The following is a 19704-nucleotide window of genomic DNA, read 5'->3' on the forward strand; positions in this document are numbered from 1 at the left end:
GGAATCACCGAAGACCCAGCTTCGCCGAGCAGGACGGCCACGCGCCCCAGCCCTGGGCGGCGAGGGTCTTCTCCGCGACGAAGATCTGCTCCTCGCGGGTGGCGAGATCGGCGCGCGGCGCGAATTCCTGTCCGCCCCAGCGGTCCCAGGTGTTCTGGTCGAACTGGACGCCACCGAAGAAACCGTTGCCGGTGTTGATGGCCCAGTTGCCGGTCGACTCACACTGCACGAGCTGGTCCCAGACCGATCCGACGGGGACGAAAGGTGCGCCCGGCTTGGTGCCGACGTTCACCTCGGCGGCGACGGCCGGGGTGACCTCGGTGGCGCCGGTCTTGACGCGCTTGGTCTCTTTGCCGTTGACGGTGGTGACCGAGTAGGTGACGTTCTGGGTGCCGGGCTTGCCCGGGGTCTTGACGACCTTCTTGCCGGTGATGACGGTCGGGTCCTTGGTCTCCTTGTCCGGCGCCTTGAGCGGCTCGGTCTCGGTGACCTCTTCGGTGCGGACCCGGGTGACGTTGATGGCCATGTTCGCGGCGATCGGCGTGTCGGCGGCCGGGGTGACGACGTCCTGCCCGGCGAGCGGGTCCCCCAGGTCGGCCAGCAGTTCGCCGACCGTCTTCGCCGCGACCTCCGGGGTCGACCGCACCTTCGCGTCGACGAGGGTGACCTTCTTGGGCAGCGTGACCGCCACGGCGGCACCGTCCACGGGCAGGGTCTCGGTGCGCGGGGCCTCCACGTCGATCGACGGCGCGGCAAGGTTCTGCTGCGCGAGGGCCTGCTCCACGGTGACGGCGTTCGTCTTGATCTCACGCTTTTCGCCGTCGACGTCGAGAACGATCGTCTTGAGGCGATGGAAGGTGATGGTCTGTCCGTCCGCGACGCCGTCCGACGGCGCGGGGCTCACGAGATCACCCTTGACCGGGTGGTAGCCCTCATCGGCGAGAACGTCCTCGATCGACGACCGCATGGTCGCGACGGTGACCATTTTCCCGTCCACATCGATGGTGACCGTCTTGTGCATCGCGATCCCCATCACGCCTCCGGCGATGAGCGTCAACAGCAGCGCCGCGATGGCGACTCGCACCTTGGTGGAGTTGGAATCGTTAATTCGGGCTAAAAAAGACACACGTCAACTTCTGGTCGGGGGCGGGGGTGTCCGTCAGGACTCGGCGGGATCACAGAAGGATAACGGTGGCCTACACCGATGGCAAAGCGATCCGGTAAACCCGCTCGGCGGTGGCCGTGAGATGTCCGGCGAGTGTCTGCGGGTCGGTGTTCCTCATGTCGGCCATCGCCCGCACCGTGTACGGCAGGCAATACGACTGGTTCGGGTGTCCGCGGTAGGGGTGCGGGGTCAGGAACGGCGCGTCGGTCTCGACGAGGAGTTGGTCGTCGGGGACGACCCGCAGGGCGGCCTGCAGTCCGGTGGCGTTGGTGAAGCTGACCGTCCCGGAGAAACTGAGCACGTAGCCCCTCTCCACGCATTCTCGAGCGATGGCCTCGTCGCCGGAGAAGCAGTGCATGATCACCGTCTCCGGGGCGCCCTCGGCGGCGAGGACGTCGAGCAGATCGCGATCGGCCTCGCGGTTGTGGATCATCAGCGGCTTGCCGACCTCTTTCGCGAGGTCGATGTGCCACCGAAACGATTCGTGCTGTTGGGTTTTCGACGCGCAGTCGTCGGACTTGCCGAGCCAGTAGTAGTCCAGGCCGGTTTCCCCGACCGCGACGACCCGCGGGTGGCGCGCCATCGCACGCAGTTCCTCGGCCGTCTCGTCGGTCAGATCGGCGGCGTGCGTCGGGTGCAGGGCGGTCGCCGCATAGGCACGGTCGTCCCATTCCGCGGCCGCCACGGCCCAGCGTGCGTCGACCATGTCGTCGGCCACCGTGACCACCGCGCCGACGCCGACGCCCTGCGCGTGATCGAGGATCGCCGCGACAGCCTCGCGGTCACGGCCACCGCAGGCGGCGAGGTGGGTGTGCGCGTCGATCAGCGGGGTCAGCGGTTCCGGATCCGGAGGCGGCAGACGTGGCTTGCGGCTCACAATGACACCATCCCGGTGATGGTGGTCACACTGGCCCCGCCGACCCAGATCCGGGACCCGTCGTCGTCGACGAACACACGTCCGTCGCGGCCCAGTGCTGTGCCCTGCGCGGCGATGTAGTGGGCGGGGATCTCCCCGGTGGCGCGCAGCCAGGTGGCGAAGCCGGCGTTCAGACTCCCGGTGACCGGGTCCTCGGGCACGCCGTCACCGGGCGCGAAGGCCCTGACCTCGTAGTCGACACCGACATCGCCTCCGCGGTAGGCCCCGATGAGGCCGACCTCGTGAGCGCCGAGGGCGGTGAAATCGGGTCGGACCTCCAGCACGCGCTCGCCCGAGGTGAGCATCAGTCCGATCCACCCCGGGCCGTTGTCCACCCAGTTCGAGGCCACGACGTCGGAGGCGGCCAGCCCCAGGGCGGCACGGATGTCGACGAGGGTGGCCTCGTCCACCGGACCCGACCGACGCAACGGGGGCGCAGCGAACGCGAGCCGCTCGCCGTCGCGGCGGATGGTGATCAGTCCCGCGCCACACTCCTGGACCACGACGTCACCCTGCGGGGTGTTCCCGGCCTCCAGCCAGGCGTGCGCAGATCCGAGCGTCGGGTGACCGGCGAACGGGAGCTCGCCGCCCGGGGTGAAGATGCGTAACCGGTAGTCGGCCGACGATTCGGTGGGCGGCAGCACGAACGTCGTCTCCGACAGGTTCGTCCACCGCGCGAACGCGGCCATCTGCTGATCGTCGAGATCGGTCGCGTCGAGCACCACGGCGACGGGGTTGCCGGAGATGGGTCCGGATGCGAAGACGTCGACCTGGGCGAAGTCTCGGGTGGTCGTCATGGGGGCGAGCGTACGACCCGGGCGTCGACCACACCTGATCCGAGTGTCGTCAGGGGTTCGCGAACTCGTCCGACAACTGTGTAACGCATTGCCCGATGATCCGATAGTAAGAACAAGCACGTAGTGGTACTTGTCAGTACCGTGCAGTTCGGAGCGATAGGCGTGCTTCGGTCCGTCGGCCGTACCGGCGAAGGCGAGGAACCGAAGGAATTCAGATGAGAACAGCGATGAAACAGCGTGTGGCTGCGGTACTGACCGCCGTCAGTGTCGGATCCATGATCGCGACCGGAGCAGCTGCACCCGCCTCGGCCGACCGCCTCATCGACGGCGTCAACGTGGGCGGGCGCATCGAACAGGCGTATCTGGAGACCGGTGGATTCGATCGATGGGGCGGCCCCCGCAGCGAAGAGCTGCGAGCGCGCAACAACGGCCGCTTCCAGAGGTTCAGCAAGGACACGTCGTTCTACTGGAACGCCGGCGTCGATTTCGGACGCGCCCACCAGATCAGCGGCGCGATCCGCGCGAAATGGGCTTCGCTGAACTGGGAGAACGGTGCGCTCGGTTACCCGGTGACCAACGAGTTCGCGCAGGGGCCCGCACGTGTGAACTTCTTCCAGGGCGGCACCGTCTACTGGTCGGCGCAGACCGGCGCGCACCAGATCTGGGGCGGAATCTTGTCGAAGTGGCGCGCGCAGGGCGGCGCCACGTCGCCCATCGGACTACCGATCGGCGACGAGATCCGACTCGGCAACACCTTCCTGCAGCGGTTCCAGAACGGGGTGATCTATTTCCCCTGATCGCGCGATGACCATGTGGCGGTGCGCGGCCGGCCGGAGGAACCCCTCCGGTCGGTCGTCGCGGTTGCGCCGGCGCCACGCGTAACGTCCTGCCTCGATGAAACCTGGTGAACGCCCCGCTGCGCCGACTGAACCGTCCGGGTCGGTGACGATCGACCGTCTCGTCGCTCCGGCCGACCCCGAGCTGGTCGCGCTGCTGGTGGCCACCGTTGCCGACCTCAACGAGCGGTACCCCGACTACGACCCCGACCCGGTGGTCGCCGAGTCCGAGTACTTCGTGGCCCGTCTCGACGGGGTGCCGGTCGGGTGCGTCGGTCTGCGCGACATCGGTGGTGGCCGCGGCGAGATCAAACGGATGTTCGTCGCCACGTACGGCCGTCGACGCGGGATCGCCGCTCGGCTCGTCACCGCGCTCGAGGAGCGGGCAGCCGAGCGTGGGATGTCGAAGGTCGTGCTCGAGACCGGTATCCGCCAGCCCGAGGCGATCGCGCTGTATCGGGCCATCGGCTACACCCCGATCGACGCATTCGGCGAGTACGCGACGAGCCCGCTCAGCCGGTGCTTCGGCAAGGACCTCGTCGCCTGACCCGTTCAATGCCCGGTAACCCGAGGTTGCCGGACAGTTCGTGTGGGCGGCCTAGCGTCGCGATCATGCAGTCGTTCGCTCGTTGCCGAGCAGTGTTCTCCCGACGCAACCTCCGATCAGCGATCGCCGTGGTACTCACGGTGGGAGCGGTGACGTTCGGCCACGAGGCGGCCGGGTCGGACTCGGCGTCTGCCGCCCCCGCACGACCGGGAGGGCACCGCGTGTTCGATCTCCAGGCGCACCGCGGCGGTATCGGGCTGACCACCGAGTCCACCATCGCCGGCTTCGACAAAGCCCTGCGGCTGGGCGTCAGCACCCTCGAGCTCGACACCCAGGTGACCCGGGATCTGCGGGTGGTCGTCTCGCATGATCGGCAGATCTCCGGTGACAAGTGCCGCGACACCGCCCCGGCGTTCCCGTCGGACCCGCAGTTCCCCTACGTCGGGAAATACATCAGGGACCTGACGCTGGCGCAGATCCGGACACTCGACTGCGGGTACCGACAACTCCCCCAGTTCCCGCAGCAGCAACGCATCGCCGGCGCCCGGATCATCGAGCTGCGCCAGGTGTTCGACCTCATCCGGTCGCGCCGTGCGTGGGGCGTGCACCTGAACATCGAGACCAAGGTCGAGGCGGGATCGCCGGAACAGACGATGCCGCGGGAACTGTTCGTGGCCCGCGTCCATCAGGAGATCGTCCGGTCCGGCCTGTCTCGACAGGTCACGATCGAGAGTTTCGACTGGGGCGCCCTGCGCGTGATGCACCGCCTCGATCCTCGGCTGCCGTTGATCGCGTTGACCAACAAGGACTTCCTGCAGGTCGGTCAGACGGGACGATCGCCGTGGCTCGGCGGGCTCGACGCCGACGATTTCGGTGGCGACCTGGTCCGCACGGCGAAGGCCATCCCGGGGGTCACGGCCATCTCGCCGGTCCAGGGCACACCGCAGGACGGCACGATCGGCGATCCGTCGTTCACGCCCTACCCGGACGCACGCATGGTCGCCGACGCGCACCGCGCCGGGCTGAAGGTCATCCCGTGGACCGTCGACGACCCGGAGACGATGGATCACTTCGTGAAGCTCGGGGTCGACGGACTCATCACCGACTACCCCGATCGCCTGCGCACGGTGCTCGCCGCCAACGGTCTCGCCCTCCCCGCGCCCGTCCGCTGACCCCCGCCGAACGTGCCATAACCACCCGCCCAACGTGCCGAAACCGCCCGCCCAACGTGCCGAAACGACCCGTCGATCGTGCCTAAAACACTCGCCGACCGTGCCGTAATCACACATCGACCGTGCCGAACTCGACATACGGTCAGGTACCGGCTGACTACAGATGCGTGGATCGCACACGCAGCCACCGTCGACGTCGAAACGAAGGGGAGCGTCCATGTTCGAACACGCCGCGATCCGCATCGCCCGCCCGTGCACCAATCTGGAGATTGCCGAACGCTTCTACGTAAGAGGTCTCGGATTCGCAGTCCTCGCACGTGTTGCCGGCGAGGGGCGCGACGAACACGACCTCGTCATGGTCGGCGCTCCGGGCGCCGCCTGGCACATCGAGTTGGTGGGTGGCCCGAACTTGTCCGTGACACCGACTCCCACCGCGGAGGACCTGTTGATCCTGTACCTCGACGCACCAGTCGACCCCGCCGTGATCGCCCGGATAGAAGAAGCGGGCGGGCGCGTCGTGTCGCAGGGCAAGTACTGGGATGAATGGGGCGTCACAGTCGAGGATCCCGACGGCTACCGGCTGGTCTTGTCCACGCGCGGGTGGGATTGATCGCGAGACTCGCCGAGCGAACCGAGTGTCGACTGTTCTGCCCACGCGACCGGTTTCTCCGCCCGGTCGACGGGTCGCTTCGGCACGATCGGAGCGTCATTAGGGCACGTTCGGGGCGTCGTTTCGGCACGTTCGGGGCGTCGTTTCGGCCCGCTCGGCGGGTTGTTTCGGCATGGTCGGGGCGTCGTCGGGGCGCGGTCGGCGGCTATCGTCGGACCGATGAGTGAGAGCCAGCTCCGCACCGGAACCGCCCACGTCGGCGACATCGACATCTACTACGAGGACATCGGCGACATCGCCCATCCGCCCGTGCTGCTGATCATGGGCCTCAGTGCCCAGTTGACGGTCTGGCCGACCGGGTTCTGCGACGTCCTGGTCGATCAGGGCTACCGCGTCATCCGGTTCGACAACCGCGACATCGGCCTGTCGACGCACCTCGACGGCGTCCGCGTCTCGGGCTCGATCCTGCCGCGACTGATCAAGACCGAGCTCGGCCTCGGCAGCGACGTCCCGTACACGGTCGTCGACATGGCGGCCGACGCGATCGGCGTCCTCGACTATCTCGGTATCGAACGCGCACACGTGGTCGGCGCGTCGATGGGCGGCATGATCGCCCAGGTCGTCGGCGGCAAGTACCCCGAGCGGGTGTCCTCGCTGGCGATCCTGTTCTCCTCGACCCTGCAGGCGTTGCTGCCGCCGCCGGACCCCCGCAAGCTGCTCGCACTGCTGTCCGGCCCGGGCAAGGGTGCGACGCGCGAGGACTACATCGCCGGCTCGGCGAAAGCGTTGCAGACCATCGGCAGCCCCGGTTACCCGCTGAGCGACGACGAGGCATGGGAGTTGGCCGCGTCGTACCACGACCGCTCGCACGACCCGGCCGGGATCCTCCGCCAGACCAGCGCGGTGATGGGCAGCGGGAGCCTGCGACGGTACGCACGCAAAGTGACCGCCCCCGCGGTGGTGATCCACGGCAAGGCCGACGGTCTCATGCGTCCCTCCGGCGGCAAGGCCATCGCCCACGCCATCTCCGGATCGAAGCTGGTCCTGATCGACGGCATGGGCCACGACCTGCCCGAGCCGCTGTGGCCACAGATCACCGGCGAGCTCATGGCGAACTTCGCCCGTGCCACCACCTCCGCCGACGCACCGTGACGGCGATGACCGGCCCATCGAGCGAGACCGTCTCGTACTGAGCGTATTTCGCGCGTAGGAGTGCGTACGCCCGATCGGCGGTCACCCCGGCGTGATGTACCTGCGCGGTTCCGTCGACCCGCACCCACCACAGTGCGTTCCAGTCGTCGTCGTAGTGGTCGACCAGCAGGCTGACGTTCGGATTCGCGGCGATGTTGCCCAGCCGACGCAGCGGTGCCCCGGATTTCGGCTTGCCGTCGACCGCCGTGTAGACCGTGTCCCCGTCGACGGCGAACACGACCGGGACCAGGTGCGGCAGCACCTCGTCGGACACCGTCGCCATCCGGGCCACCGGGGCCTGCGCGAACCGCTGCCGCGCCCGGGACTCGCCGTCGGTCATGCGATCACCCTAAGGCGGCCATCAATCCGGTGGCGCAGCCCCGATAGGCTGGGCGCACCATGGCACCCGCAGCGAAGACTCCCTTTTATGTGACCACGGCGATCGCCTACCCCAACGGCGCGCCGCACATCGGGCACGCCTACGAGTACATCTCGGCCGACGCCATCGCGCGGTTCAAGCGACTCGACGGCTTCGACGTCCGATTCCTCACCGGCACCGACGAACACGGTCAGAAGATGGAACAGACCGCCGCCGCCGAGGGGATCGCGACCCGCGCTCTCGCCGACCGCAACGCCGCGGCCTTCCGCGAACTGCAGCTCGCACTCGGCAGCAGCTTCGACCGCTTCATCCGCACCACCGACGCCGACCACCACGTCGCGTCGCAGGCGATCTGGCAGCGGATGGCCGACAACGGTGACATCTACCTCGACAAGTTCGCCGGCTGGTACTCGGTGCGTGACGAGGCGTTCTACACCGATGGCGATCTCACCGTCCGCGACGACGGCACCCGCGTGGCCACCGAGACCGGAACGCCGGTCGAGTGGACCGAGGAGGAGTCCTACTTCTTCCGACTGTCGGCCTACCAGGACAAGTTGCTCGCCCACTACGAGTCCCACCCCGACTTCATCGGTCCGCTGACGCGACGCAACGAGGTGGCGAGTTTCGTACGCGGCGGCCTTCGTGACCTGTCGATCTCGCGGACCACCTTCGACTGGGGTGTCGACGTACCCGGTGACGACGCGCACGTGATGTACGTGTGGGTCGACGCGCTGACCAACTACCTCACCGGCGCGGGTTTCCCCGACGACACCGAGACCCTCGAGAAGTACTGGCCCGCCGATCTGCACATCATCGGCAAGGACATCGTCCGGTTCCACTGTGTCTACTGGCCCGCGTTCCTGATGAGTGCGGGTATCGCCCTGCCCAAACGTGTGTTCGCCCATGGCTTCCTGTTCAACAAGGGCGAGAAGATGAGCAAATCGGTCGGCAACGTCGTCGACCCGTACGCGCTCGTCGACGAGTACGGACTCGACCCCCTGCGCTACTTCCTGCTGCGGGAGGTGTCCTACGGCCAGGACGGGTCCTACAGCCACGACGCGATCGTGGCGCGGATCAACGCCGACCTCGCCAACGAGCTCGGCAACCTCGCGCAGCGGTCGCTGTCGATGATCGGCAAGAACTTCGACCACGTCGTACCCACCCCCGGTGAGTTCACCGCAGACGACACCGCGCTGCTCGCGCGGGCCGACGCGTTGCTGGCACGGGTACGCGGCGAATTCGACCAGCAGGCACTGCATCTCGCGCTCGAGGCGCTGTGGGAAGTGCTGGCCGAGACCAACCGGTACATCTCCGCGCAGGAACCGTGGAAGCTGGCCAAGACCGATCTCGATCGCACCGGCACCGTGCTCTGGATCTGCGCCGAGGTCGTGCGGATCGTCGCCATCCTGGTGCAGCCGGTGATGCCGACCTCCGGTGGGACCCTGCTCGACCTGCTCGCGATCCCCGTCGAGAACCGGTCGTTCGACGCGATCGGCGATCGCCTCGCCGCGGGCACCACGCTGCCCGCCCCGTCTCCCGTCTTTCCCCGGTACGACACCAAGAAGAGCTGAGATGGCCTCCCGGGTCACCGATCTCGGACCCGGTCGATCGCCGAGCGCACTGCTCGCCGCGCTGCACGAGCGCAGCGTCGTCGCGGGCGTCCCCGGTCCCGCCGGGTTCATCGGCGACTGGCTGGGCGGCGATGCGGCGATCATCCCGTCGGTCGACGTGCGGGCCGGGGTCCGACCGCCGGACGACCCGACGCGATTCTGGGTGGGGTACCTCGCCTATCCGGATCGTCTGGCCGAGGCCGCGTTGCCCGCCGTCGTCGGTGGGGTCTCCCCGGACGTACTCACCCACGAGGGCGGACGGTGGTTTCACCACGACGCGACCGGCTCCTCGTGCCCGGACTGGTTGCGCGCGTGCGTGTCCGGTGATCTGAACCCACCCCCGACCCGAGCGTGGTCCACCCGCTGGACCACTCCCCCGCGTGCGCCCCACGACGCCGCGATCCGGTCGTGCCTCGAGGCCATCGCGGCGGGAGAGGTCTACCAGGCGTGCGTCTGTACCCGCTTCACCGGGCACCTCACGGGGCGGCCCGTCGACTTCTTCGTCGCAGGCGTCGAGTCGATGCGACCCCGGAAGGCCGCGTACGTCTCCGGCGACTGGGGCGCGGTCGCGTCGTTCTCCCCGGAGACCTACCTGCACGTCCACGACCGCACGGTCACCTCGAGCCCCATCAAGGGCACCGTGCCGTCGGGCGCGGATCCGACGTCGCTGCTGTCGTCGGTCAAGGACGTCGCCGAGAACGTGATGATCGTCGACCTCGTCCGCAACGACCTCGGCCGCCTCGCCGTACCCGGCAGCGTCACGGTGCCTGAACTGCTCGCCGTCCATCCGGCGCCGGGGGTGTGGCACCTGGTGTCGACGGTCGCGGCGACGCTGCCCGACGACGTCGGCAACGACGCGCTGATCGAGGCGACGTTCCCGCCGGGGTCGGTCACCGGCACGCCCAAGATCCGTGCGCGGACACTCCTGCAGGGATGGGAGACGTCGGCGCGTGGGGTCTACTGCGGCGCGGTCGGGATCGCGACACCCGACGGCGACCTCGACCTCAACGTCGCGATCCGCACGGTGGAGATCACCCCGGACGGGACTACGGCCCTCGGGGTCGGCGGCGGCATCACCATCGACTCCGACCCCGACCGCGAATGGCAGGAGTGCCTCGACAAGGCCGCCAGCATCATCTCGATGACGTCCTCGGCGTCCTGACTCGTCAGCGACTGTCGAGAACGGCCTGGTAGAGCTCGCGCTTGCCCGTGGTCGTCGGGGCGGCCACCTGCGCGCACGCGTCCTTGAGGCCCGCGCCGGCGTCGACGAGAACCCCGACGCGCCCGACGAGGGTGTCGAGGTCCTGCTCGACGGGCACAGCCCCCTCGATAACGACGGTGATCTCGCCGCGTACCCCGTCGGCGGCCCACCGGGCCAGGTCCTCGAGAGTCCCGCGCTTGACCTCCTCGTAGGTCTTGGTCAGTTCGCGGCAGACGGCGGCGCGGCGGGTCGGGCCGAGCACCGACACCGCGTCGGCGAGGGTGTCGGCGAGTCGGTGCGGGGATTCGAAGAAGACCACGGTGCGGGGCTGCTCCACCAGCTCGCCCAGCCAGGCGCGCCGCTGCCCGGTCTTGCGGGGCGCGAAACCGTCGAAGCAGAACCGCTCCACCGGCAGCGCCGACAGGGCCAGCGCCGTGGTCACCGCCGACGGCCCCGGCAGACACGTGATCGGCAGACCCGCATCGGCGCAGGCCACGACCAGCCGGTAACCGGGGTCGCTGACCGACGGCATCCCCGCGTCGGTGATCAACAGAACGGTCGCGCCGCCGGTGATCTCGGCGACCAGAGCGGGTGTGCGTTGCGCCTCCACCTGGTCGTAGTAGCTGACCACGCGTCCGCCGATGGTCACCCCGAGTGCGCTCGCCAGCGACTTCGCGCGACGTGTGTCCTCCGCGGCCACCACGTCGGCGGTGCTCAACGCGGCACGTAGTCGTGGGGAGGCGTCGTCGCGTTGCCCCATCGGGGTGGCCGCCAGAACCAGCCGGCCGTCACCCGGGAGCGCGCCCCGGGCACTGTCATCCGTGATCGTCATCATCGGACAGCCTACGATTGATCGGGTGACCGCAGCCCCGTCGATTCGCAGCTCTGCTGCACCGTCGACCACCGACACCGCCGATCCGGCGTTCGACGACGGACGCAGCGGCGACGCCACGGCATGGCAGTACCCGCTCGACGACGTCGAACCGGCCCGGCTGTACGGATCGGACGACGACCTCGGCGCGACCGAGGACCTCGGCGATGCCCCCGGCCCCCGCGTCCCCGACCCGGTCTTCGGCGCGTCGGACACCCGACGCGGGTGGATCGTCGCCGCGGTCCTGACCGCGATCGCGGCCGTCACCCGGTTCTGGGGTCTCAATGTCCCGACCGACGGCGGCACCCCGGTCTTCGACGAGAAGCACTACGTCCCGCAGGCGTGGCAGGTCCTCACCGGCGGCAACTGGATCGAGGACAACCCGGCCTACGGGCTCGTCGTCCACCCACCCGTGGGCAAGTGGCTGATCGCGGTCGGTGAGGGGCTGTTCGGCTACACCCCGCTGGGATGGCGGTTCGCCTCCGCGGTCGTCGGCACGATCATGGTGCTGATCGTGTTCCGGCTGACGCGACGCCTGAGCCGTTCGACCCTGATCGGCGCGGTCGCCGCGGTCTTCATGATCTGCGACGGCGTCACGTTCGTGTCGTCCCGCGTGGGCATGCTCGACATCTTCCAGATCTTCTTCGTGCTCGGCGGACTCGCCGCCCTGGTCGCCGACCGCGACCAGATGCGCTCACGTCTGCACCGGGTGTGGACGGAGGGTCGCATCGGCGATTCCCCGTTCGGACCCCGGCTGGGCTTCCGGTGGTGGCGCTTCGGCGCCGCGGTGCTCCTGGGCCTGGGATGCGCCACCAAGTGGTCCGGCATCTACTTCGTGTTCTTCTTCCTGCTGTTGGCGATCGGTTTCGACATCGCCAACCGCAAGGCCTATCACGTGCAGCGGCCGTGGATGGGCACCCTGCGACGCGACGTCATCCCGTCCGGATTCAGCCTCGGCGTCGTCCCGATCCTCGTGTACCTCGGCAGCTTTGCGCCGTGGTTCGCCAGCGAGACATCGGTCTACCGCTACGAGGTCGGCCGATCGATCGGCTACGACGGACCGTTCTCCTGGGTGCCCGGTGCGCTGCGGTCGCTCTGGTACTACGAGGCCGGGATCCTCAAGTTCCACGAGGGGCTGACCAATTCGGCGGGAAATCATCACCCGTGGGAGTCGAAGCCGTGGACGTGGCCGATGGGGCTGCGACCGATGCTCTACGCCGTGCAGAACGGGCCGGACAAGTGCGGCGGCGGAGAATGCATCCGCGTCCAGATGCTGATCGGCACGCCGGCCATGTGGTGGCTCGCGTTCCCGATGCTGCTGTGGGGTTTGTGGCAGTTCCTGCTCCGCCGCGATTGGCGCTACGCCGTCGTCATCGTCGCCTACGCGGCGTCGTTCCTGCCGTGGTTCCTCAACCTCGACCGGCAGATGTACTTCTTCTACGCCGCCGCGATGGCGCCGTTCCTGATCATGGGGTTGGCGCTGTGCGTCGGTGATCTGCTCGGCGCCGACGGTCGATGGCGAGAGTTCGGCCGGGAGCGGCGCATGCTCGGGGTGGTGCTGGCCTCGGTGTACATCGGGCTGGTGATCACCAACTTCATCTGGCTGTGGCCCATCCTCACCGGCCAGCCGATATCGCTGCACATGTGGAACCTGCAGATGTGGCTACCGAGCTGGCGCTGAGGCGCGAAAACGGTGGCCGCCGCTCCCGCATCGCGGGAACAACGGCCACCGATCTCGTCGTCAGATGACCCGGGCCGCTAGGGGCGGGCCGGCGCCCCGATGAACCGTCCGTAGATCGCGTCGGTCGTCGCGGTGTTGCTCGGGATGAAGATGCGGTCGATGCTCGTCTGCACCTGCATGTAGCGCAGCGGCAAATTCTTCAACTTGTCGTCGGCCGCGCGGAACTCGACCCGGTTGGCGAGGTACTTCACGTCGACCGGCACCAGTTGGTCGACGGCGGTGCCGGGCGGGTTGAACACGAGCGAGCCGTTGGCCGGGTACCCGAGCGACACCAACGACAGGACCGACTGTCCGAGACCGCCGGTCGCGTTGCGCGGACCGAACAGCAGAACCGAGTAGTTCGGTCCCTCGCCCGGGCTCGGGGTGATCCCGCCGCGCATCACCAGCGTGACGGCGAGCCGACCTCGTGCCCGGTCGTAGTCGATGGTCGCCGAGCGGATGTCGGTGCTCTTCTTCGCCCCGGGCTTGATCGGCGACTGAACGGTCACCGGCACCGCGGAGGCGGGCGCCGCGCACACCCCGGCGCCCACGGCCATGGCGACCCCGAGCGCAGCGGCGACGACCGAACGACGTGCAGTGTGAGACATGCGTACTCCTGTGACCGTTCCCCGACCGAATGTGATTCCTCGCAGTATTGCATCCCTCGCATGGGCTTCGAGCTACATCAAGCGCAAGCCACGGGTCACGTCAGACAGGATGGGCCGCCAGCCACTGCTTGGCGATGTCGGCCGGCTTGGTGCCGTCGGCCGCCTGACCGTTGAGGGTGAGCAGATCGTCGGTGGTCAGCTTCGCCGACACCGCGTTGAGCGTGGTGGTGACGGTGTCGGTCTGCTTCGACTTCTTGATGACCGGCAGCACGTTCTGCGCGGCGAACAGCGACTTGTCGTCGGTCAGGGTCACCAGGTTGTTCTTGGCGATGCCCGGATCGGTGGTGAAGAGGTTGGCCGCCTGGACCTGACCGCTGGTGAGTGCGTTCATCGTGAGGGTGCCGCCGGCGTCGAGCGGTACGAAGCTCTTGAAGGTGACGCCGTAGACGTCCTTCAATCCGACCACGCCCTGAACGCGGGTCTTGAACTCCGGCGCCGCGCCCAGCGCGAGTTCGCCTCCGACCGGCGCGAGATCGGACACCTTCGCGAGCTTGTACTTCGACGCGGTGTCCTGGGTGACGCAGATCGCGTCCTTGTCCTCGGCGGGCGAGGGAGTGAGACCGACGATGCCCTCGGGCAGCTTCTGGGTGAGCTCGTCGGTGACCGCCTGCGGGGTCGCCGCGGTCGACTTCTCGTCCAGGTACTTCAGGAGCGCCCCGGTGTACTCGGGCACGAGGTCGATCGACGAGTCCTTGAGCGCGGTGAAGTAGACCTCGCGGCTGCCGATGTTGAACTGGGTCTTCACCGCTACGCCCTTGGATTGCAGGGCCTGGGCGTAGATCTCACCGACGAGCTGACTCTCGGTGAAATCGGCGGAGCCGATGATGATCTGCGAACCCGACGAGCCCGACTGGTCGGTGCTGCTGTTGAGCGGGTCGCCACCGCACGCCGAGATGGTCAGGACGCTCGCGGCGGCGACGGCCGCCGCGACCAGGGTGGTCTTCTTCATGGGGGTTCTCCTCGGTGTGGTGACGCTGGGGTGGACGAATGTGGGGCGGGTGCGCGGCGGGTTCAGGTACCCGGCGCCGGCACCGGGATCGCCGGTGAGGGACGCGAGCGGGTCGCCGAGGTCTCGGCGCGCCGCAGGCCGGGCGAGATCGTGAATCGACCGACGAGAGCGAACAGCACCTCGAACGCTATCGCGAGAACCGCGACGAGCAGGGCGCCTGCGGTCATCTTGGTGAAGTCGGCCTCGGCGCGCCCGTCGAGGATGAACCGACCGAGGCCCTGCAGGCCGACGTAGGCCGCGACGGTGGCCGTCGAGACGATCTGGAGTGTCGCGCTGCGGATCCCCGACAGCATCAGCGGCAGCGCGCACGGCAGCTGGACCCGAACGAGGATCTGGGCGCGGGTGTAGCCCATCGCCCGGGCCGCGCCCACCGCTCCCGAGTCGGCGTTCTGGATGCCCGCGTAGGTGCCGGCGAGAATCGGCGGCACACCGAGCAACACGAGTACCGCGGTCGTCGGGATCAGATACACCGCCTGACCGCTGACGCTCGAGGAGATCAGCAGGAACAGGAGCACCAGGGCGCCCAGGGTGGGCAGCGCGCGCAGGGCGTTGGCCGATCCCACCACGAGTCCCCCGCCGCGTCCGGTGTAGCCGATGAACATCCCCAGCGGAACGGCGATGGCGAGTGAGATGCCGAGCGCGAGGAGCGTGTAGACGAGGTGGTGTCCCACCTGCGCGGGCACGCCGTCGGGTCCGGTCCAGTGGGCGCTGTCGGCGAACCAGCCGGTCACGTTCACGAGGTCACGATCCGTTCACGCCAGGGGGTGGCGAGTCGGTTGGCCACCTGGATCGCCACGTCGAAGATCACCGCGAGCACCACGCACATCACCACACCGGAGACCAGCGGACCGTACAACTGCAGTTGGAGCCCCTGGGTGAACAGCGACCCGAGTTGGGAGATGCCGAGCAGGGCGGCCAACGTCACGATCGACACGTTCGACACGACCGCGACCCGGAGGCCGGCGCTGATCACCGGCACCGCCACCGGCAGCTCCACCAGGAACAGGATCTGCCACGTCCGGTACCCCATGGCGCGTGCGGCGAGAACGGTGTCCACGGGCACCGAGGCGAGTCCGTCGGCGACCACCCGCACGAGCAACGCAACGGTGTAGATCGTCAGCGCCAGAACGATGTTGATGGGGTCGAGGATCTTCGTGCCGATGATCGGCGGGAGGAAGATGAACAACGCCAGCGACGGCACCGTGTAGAACAGGCCCGCGATTCCGACGATCGGGGTGTAGCTGCGTCGCGAGCGATAGGCCCACCAACCCAGCGGTAATGCGACGAGGAGTCCGATCACGGTGGGGATCAGCGTCAGCCAGATGTGGCTGACCGTCAGCGACCACACCAGCCCGTAGTTGTCGCCGACCCAGTCGACGATCTTGTTCACGCCGCACCCTCGCTCGCGCGGGCCCGGCGGATCGCGGCCAGTACGTCGGTGTCGGTCACCGAACCGACCAGCACGCCGTCGTCGCCGACGATCACGCAGCGGCCCGCGGGGTTCGACAGCGCCGAGTTGAGCAGCTCGCGCAGCGGGCTGTCGGCGCGCGCGACCGTGCCGGCGAGGTTGATGTCGCTCGACTCGACGCTGCGGGTCCCGATCGCGGTGATGTCGACCCACCCGATGGGTCGGTGGTCGCTGTCGACCGCGAGGGCCCAGCGCCCTTCGGACCCGCCGATCGGCTTGCCGACGGTCACCGTCGGCTCGGTCTGCGGGACGAGCTCGTCGTCGCCGAACCGGAAGCCGAGCGAACGGTATCCCCGTGTGCTGCCGACGAAGTCGGCGACGAACTCGTCGGCCGGGGCCTCGAGCAATCCGGCGGGGGTCGCGACCTGGGCCAGTCGCCCGCCCTGTCGCAGTACGGCGACGCGATCGCCGAGTTTGAGGGCCTCGTCGATGTCGTGGGTGACGAGGATGATCGTCTTGGAGATGTCGCTCTGCAGGCGCAGGAACTCGTCCTGCAGTTGCGCGCGGACGATGGGGTCGACCGCACTGAACGGCTCGTCCATCAGCAGGAACGGCGGGTCGGTGGCCAGTGCCCGGGCGACGCCGACACGCTGCTGCTGTCCACCGGAGAGCTGCCACGGGTAGCGCTTCGCGAACGCGGAGTCGAGGCCGACGCGTTCGAGTAGCTCCATGGCCGCGGCCCGGGTCTGCTTCTTGCCGCCACCGAGCAGTCGCGGCAGGGCGGCGACGTTGTCGACGACGGTGCGATGCGGGAACAGCCCTGCGTTCTGGATGACGTACCCGATGCGGCGGCGCAGCGTGACGGCGTCGATCGAGGCGGTGTCGGTGCCGTCGAGGGTGATGCGGCCCGCGGTCGGGTCGATCAGTCGGTTGACCATGCGCATCGTCGTGGTCTTACCGCAGCCGGACGGACCCACGAGAACGGTGATCTGGCCGCTCGGGGCGGTGAGGTCGAGCTCGTCGACCGCGACCGTCCCGTCCGGGTATGTCTTCGAGACGCGCTCGAACTCGATCATGGTCGTCCTCTGTGGGTGTCGGAATCCGCCGGCCCGTGACACGGCTCTGGATCAAACCGTATAACGCGCGCGGAGACACCGCCCCCGATCCCGCGGGTCAGCGCAGAGTGCGACCGTAAATCCCGTCGATCCCGAAGAAGCTGCCGGGCTCCGGTGATCGGGTCCTGGTCGACTGGACGTCGAAGTAGCGCACGTCGAGGCCGGCGATCCGATCATCGGTCGCGGTGAACTCCACCCTGTTCCCGAGGAAGCGGACTCGCACGGGGACCGACGTGGTGATCCCGTCGTTGGCGCGACTGACCTCGAGTCGCGCATCACCGGGCACACCCACCGAGGACAACGCGATCACCGCACCGCCACCGATGTACTTCTGGGGGCCGTAGAGCACCACCGAGTAGCCCGGCCCGCCGTTGGCCAGTGGCACCGGCGCCCCACGCAGGGAGATTGTCGCCGACAGTGATCCGGTGGATCGTCCGTAGTCCACTGTCGCGGAGAGGATGTCGATCGCAGGCGCACTGAGCAAGGACGGCGGCGAGTACACCGTCACCGGGGCGGCCGAGGCGGGGGCGGCTCCGAGACCGATGCCCATGGCCGCGGCCAGACCGCAGGCGAACGCGAGGGCGGAGCGACGTGGTGTGAACAAGGTGAACTCCCTGAGATGTCCCGACCTCAATTGGTACTGAACGGTACCAATTGTTCGCCTGGGGAACAAGGAGGTGTGCGGGACAAAAGAAGCCACTCGCGAACCGGATGGCTCGCGAGTGGCTTCTGGAGTGCGACAGCTCAGCTGGTGGTCGTGCCCGGCCGGGCCTCCCCCGACGGATCGGCGGCGACAAGCGACTCGTCGACCGGCAGGTCGTCCGACGGCAGCACGTCGTTGGTGTCGTCGGTGGCCGCGATGGTGTTGGCGTGGACGCGCAACTTGTCATCGAGTCCGTCCGAGCGGTGCTTCTCCGCCAGGATCAGCGGATCGCGCCGCAGATCTTTGTAGAGCGACACGCACATCAGGATCATCACGATCACGAACGGCAGGGCCGCGATGATCGCCATCGTCTTGATGCCCTGGAGGGCGTCGTCACCGCTGACCCACAGCAGCAGAGCGGCCACGGCACCGGTGAGGACACCCCAGAAGATGGTCACCGTCCTGCTCGGTTCGGGTCGTCCGCGTTCGGACAGCGTCGCCATCACCAGGGAGGCCGAGTCGGCACCGGAGACGAAGAAGATCGCGACCAGGACCATGACGAGCACCGAGGCGATGCCTGCCCACGGCAGGTTGCCGAGCAGATCGAACAGCTGCGACTCCGGGCCGTCGCTCTCCGACAGGCCCTTTCCGTCCATCTCCTGGCTGATCGCGGTGCCACCGAAGATGGCGAACCACACGAGCGAGACGCTGGACGGGACGACCATCACGCCGATCACGAACTCGCGGATGGTGCGTCCACGGCTGATCTTGGCCAGGAACATGCCGACGAACGGGGTCCAGGAGACCCACCAGGCCCAGTAGAAGATGGTCCAGCCCGCCAGCCACTCCTTGCCCGCGGCGTCGGTGCTCGCACCGGAACGCGCGGCGTCGGCGGTGATCTCCTTGGCGTAGCTGCCGATCGACGTCGGCACGACGTTGAGGATGAAGATGGTCGGGCCGACGACGAAGATGAACAGGGCCAGCGTGATGGCCAGCACCATGTTGATGTTCGACAGCCACTGGATGCCCTTGGCGACGCCGGACACCGCAGACGCGACGAACGCCGCGGTGAGGACCGCGATGACCGCGACGAGAAGCAGCTTGCCGCTCTCGCCGACGACGTTGAGCTCCTCGAATCCCGAACCGATCTGTGCGGCACCCAATCCGAGGGACGCGACCGTACCGAACAGGGTCGCGAAGATGGCGAGGATGTCGATGACCTTGCCGCCCCAACCGTTGGCGCGGTTGCCCAGGAGCGGTGCGAACACTGCGCTGATGAGCTGGCCGCGTCCGCAGCGGTAGGTGCTGTAGGCGATCGCGAGTCCGACGACGGCGTACATCGCCCACGGGTGCAGGCCCCAGTGGAACATCGTCGTCGCCATGGCCACGCCGACGTCGTTGGCGTTGGTTCCGGGAGGCGCGTCGGAGTAGTGGGTGAGCGGCTCGTTGGCGCCGTAGAACATCAGGCCGATGCCCATGCCGGCGCTGAACATCATCGCGATCCAACTGACCGTCTTGAACTCGGGCTTCTCGCCGTCGCGACCGAGCGGGATCTTCCCGTACTTGCTCGCCGCGAGGAACACGGCGAACAGGACGAACCCGGTGGCGCAGAGGATGAACATCCATCCGAGGTTGTCGGTGATCCACGCGAGGATGTTCGCGGTCACGTCCTTGAGGCCGGTCTTGTCGACGATCCCCCAGACGAGGAACCCGACGATCAGGGCGGCGGTGACGCCGAAGACGACGAAGTCGACGTGGTGTCCGCCGGCCTTCGAAGACCTCGTATCCCGGGTTTCGGTGTCGCCACCATCACCCGACATTCGTGTTTGCGTAGTCGTAACCATGT

Annotated in this window: 20 protein-coding genes; 8 read left to right on the plus strand and 12 right to left on the minus strand. The window is 68.1% G+C overall.

Features of this window, described 5'->3' with window-relative positions:
• Window positions 1–4: 4 nt before the first annotated feature.
• The 3 genes from IEV93_RS15580 to IEV93_RS15590 form a co-directional block, all read right to left on the minus strand.
• Window positions 5–1126, minus strand: coding sequence for a resuscitation-promoting factor (locus tag IEV93_RS15580; RefSeq protein WP_229705223.1), 1122 nt, complete (start codon window positions 1124–1126; stop codon window positions 5–7).
• Between the two features lie 70 nt (window positions 1127–1196).
• A complete protein-coding gene (locus tag IEV93_RS15585; RefSeq protein WP_229705224.1) occupies window positions 1197–2042 on the minus strand; it encodes a TatD family hydrolase in 846 nt (281 codons plus the stop codon).
• Complete coding sequence (locus tag IEV93_RS15590; protein ID WP_188490893.1) at window positions 2039–2878, minus strand: PhzF family phenazine biosynthesis protein; 840 nt, start codon at window positions 2876–2878, stop codon at window positions 2039–2041. Before IEV93_RS15590 ends, IEV93_RS15585 begins: the two co-directional genes overlap by 4 nt.
• Window positions 2879–3093: 215 nt before the next feature.
• On the opposite strand from IEV93_RS15590, the gene IEV93_RS15595 reads away from it, so the two are divergent.
• From IEV93_RS15595 to IEV93_RS15615, 5 genes are all read left to right on the plus strand, one after another.
• Window positions 3094–3675 (plus strand): LGFP repeat-containing protein, encoded by a 582-nt coding sequence (locus IEV93_RS15595; RefSeq protein ID WP_188490894.1) that lies wholly within the window; start codon window positions 3094–3096, stop codon window positions 3673–3675.
• A 145-nt stretch (window positions 3676–3820) separates the two neighbouring features.
• Entirely contained in the window at window positions 3821–4261 is a 441-nt protein-coding gene (locus IEV93_RS15600; protein ID WP_188490895.1) for a GNAT family N-acetyltransferase, read from the plus strand.
• Window positions 4262–4326: 65 nt separating this feature from the next.
• Window positions 4327–5433, plus strand: coding sequence for a glycerophosphodiester phosphodiesterase family protein (locus IEV93_RS15605; protein ID WP_188490896.1), 1107 nt, complete (start codon window positions 4327–4329; stop codon window positions 5431–5433).
• 217 nt (window positions 5434–5650) lie between these two features.
• Entirely contained in the window at window positions 5651–6043 is a 393-nt protein-coding gene (locus IEV93_RS15610) for a VOC family protein (protein ID WP_188490897.1), read from the plus strand.
• Window positions 6044–6262: 219 nt separating this feature from the next.
• Window positions 6263–7195 (plus strand): alpha/beta fold hydrolase, encoded by a 933-nt coding sequence (locus IEV93_RS15615; RefSeq protein WP_188490898.1) that lies wholly within the window; start codon window positions 6263–6265, stop codon window positions 7193–7195.
• Here the strand turns inward: IEV93_RS15615 and IEV93_RS15620 are convergent.
• The gene (locus IEV93_RS15620; protein WP_188490899.1) at window positions 7149–7574 is read right to left on the minus strand and encodes a TIGR03668 family PPOX class F420-dependent oxidoreductase; all 426 of its coding nucleotides are present in this window, start codon (window positions 7572–7574) and stop codon (window positions 7149–7151) included. The genes IEV93_RS15615 and IEV93_RS15620 overlap by 47 nt on opposite strands.
• Window positions 7575–7633: 59 nt before the next feature.
• Between IEV93_RS15620 and metG the strand changes: the two genes are divergently transcribed.
• Complete coding sequence (metG, locus tag IEV93_RS15625) at window positions 7634–9184, plus strand: methionine--tRNA ligase (RefSeq protein ID WP_188490900.1); 1551 nt, start codon at window positions 7634–7636, stop codon at window positions 9182–9184.
• A 1-nt stretch (window position 9185) separates the two neighbouring features.
• A complete protein-coding gene (locus IEV93_RS15630; protein WP_188490901.1) occupies window positions 9186–10385 on the plus strand; it encodes an aminodeoxychorismate synthase component I in 1200 nt (399 codons plus the stop codon).
• A 4-nt stretch (window positions 10386–10389) separates the two neighbouring features.
• Here the strand turns inward: IEV93_RS15630 and rsmI are convergent, their stop codons facing one another.
• The gene (rsmI, locus tag IEV93_RS15635; protein ID WP_229705225.1) at window positions 10390–11256 is read right to left on the minus strand and encodes a 16S rRNA (cytidine(1402)-2'-O)-methyltransferase; all 867 of its coding nucleotides are present in this window, start codon (window positions 11254–11256) and stop codon (window positions 10390–10392) included.
• 160 nt (window positions 11257–11416) lie between these two features.
• On the opposite strand from rsmI, the gene IEV93_RS15640 reads away from it, so the two are divergent.
• Complete coding sequence (locus tag IEV93_RS15640) at window positions 11417–12976, plus strand: dolichyl-phosphate-mannose--protein mannosyltransferase (RefSeq protein WP_188491634.1); 1560 nt, start codon at window positions 11417–11419, stop codon at window positions 12974–12976.
• Window positions 12977–13053: 77 nt separating this feature from the next.
• On the opposite strand, the gene IEV93_RS15645 is transcribed toward IEV93_RS15640, so the two are convergent.
• From IEV93_RS15645 to IEV93_RS15675, 7 genes are all read right to left on the minus strand, one after another.
• Window positions 13054–13623: a hypothetical protein gene (locus IEV93_RS15645; RefSeq protein ID WP_188490903.1), complete on the minus strand. Its 570-nt coding sequence runs from the start codon at window positions 13621–13623 to the stop codon at window positions 13054–13056.
• 100 nt (window positions 13624–13723) lie between these two features.
• Complete coding sequence (locus IEV93_RS15650; protein WP_188490904.1) at window positions 13724–14632, minus strand: ABC transporter substrate-binding protein; 909 nt, start codon at window positions 14630–14632, stop codon at window positions 13724–13726.
• A 62-nt stretch (window positions 14633–14694) separates the two neighbouring features.
• Window positions 14695–15423, minus strand: a complete 729-nt coding sequence (locus tag IEV93_RS15655; protein ID WP_188491636.1) for an ABC transporter permease — start codon at window positions 15421–15423, stop codon at window positions 14695–14697.
• A 2-nt stretch (window positions 15424–15425) separates the two neighbouring features.
• A complete protein-coding gene (locus IEV93_RS15660) occupies window positions 15426–16082 on the minus strand; it encodes an ABC transporter permease (RefSeq protein ID WP_229705227.1) in 657 nt (218 codons plus the stop codon).
• Entirely contained in the window at window positions 16079–17176 is a 1098-nt protein-coding gene (locus tag IEV93_RS15665; protein ID WP_188490905.1) for an ATP-binding cassette domain-containing protein, read from the minus strand. Before IEV93_RS15665 ends, IEV93_RS15660 begins: the two co-directional genes overlap by 4 nt.
• Window positions 17177–17273: 97 nt before the next feature.
• A complete protein-coding gene (locus tag IEV93_RS15670; RefSeq protein WP_188490906.1) occupies window positions 17274–17819 on the minus strand; it encodes a hypothetical protein in 546 nt (181 codons plus the stop codon).
• Between the two features lie 140 nt (window positions 17820–17959).
• A complete protein-coding gene (locus tag IEV93_RS15675; RefSeq protein ID WP_188490907.1) occupies window positions 17960–19678 on the minus strand; it encodes a BCCT family transporter in 1719 nt (572 codons plus the stop codon).
• Window positions 19679–19704: the final 26 nt, after the last annotated feature.

Origin of the sequence: Williamsia phyllosphaerae (genome assembly GCF_014635305.1) — a bacterium.
Taxonomy (GTDB): Bacteria; Actinomycetota; Actinomycetes; order Mycobacteriales; family Mycobacteriaceae; genus Williamsia_A; species Williamsia_A phyllosphaerae.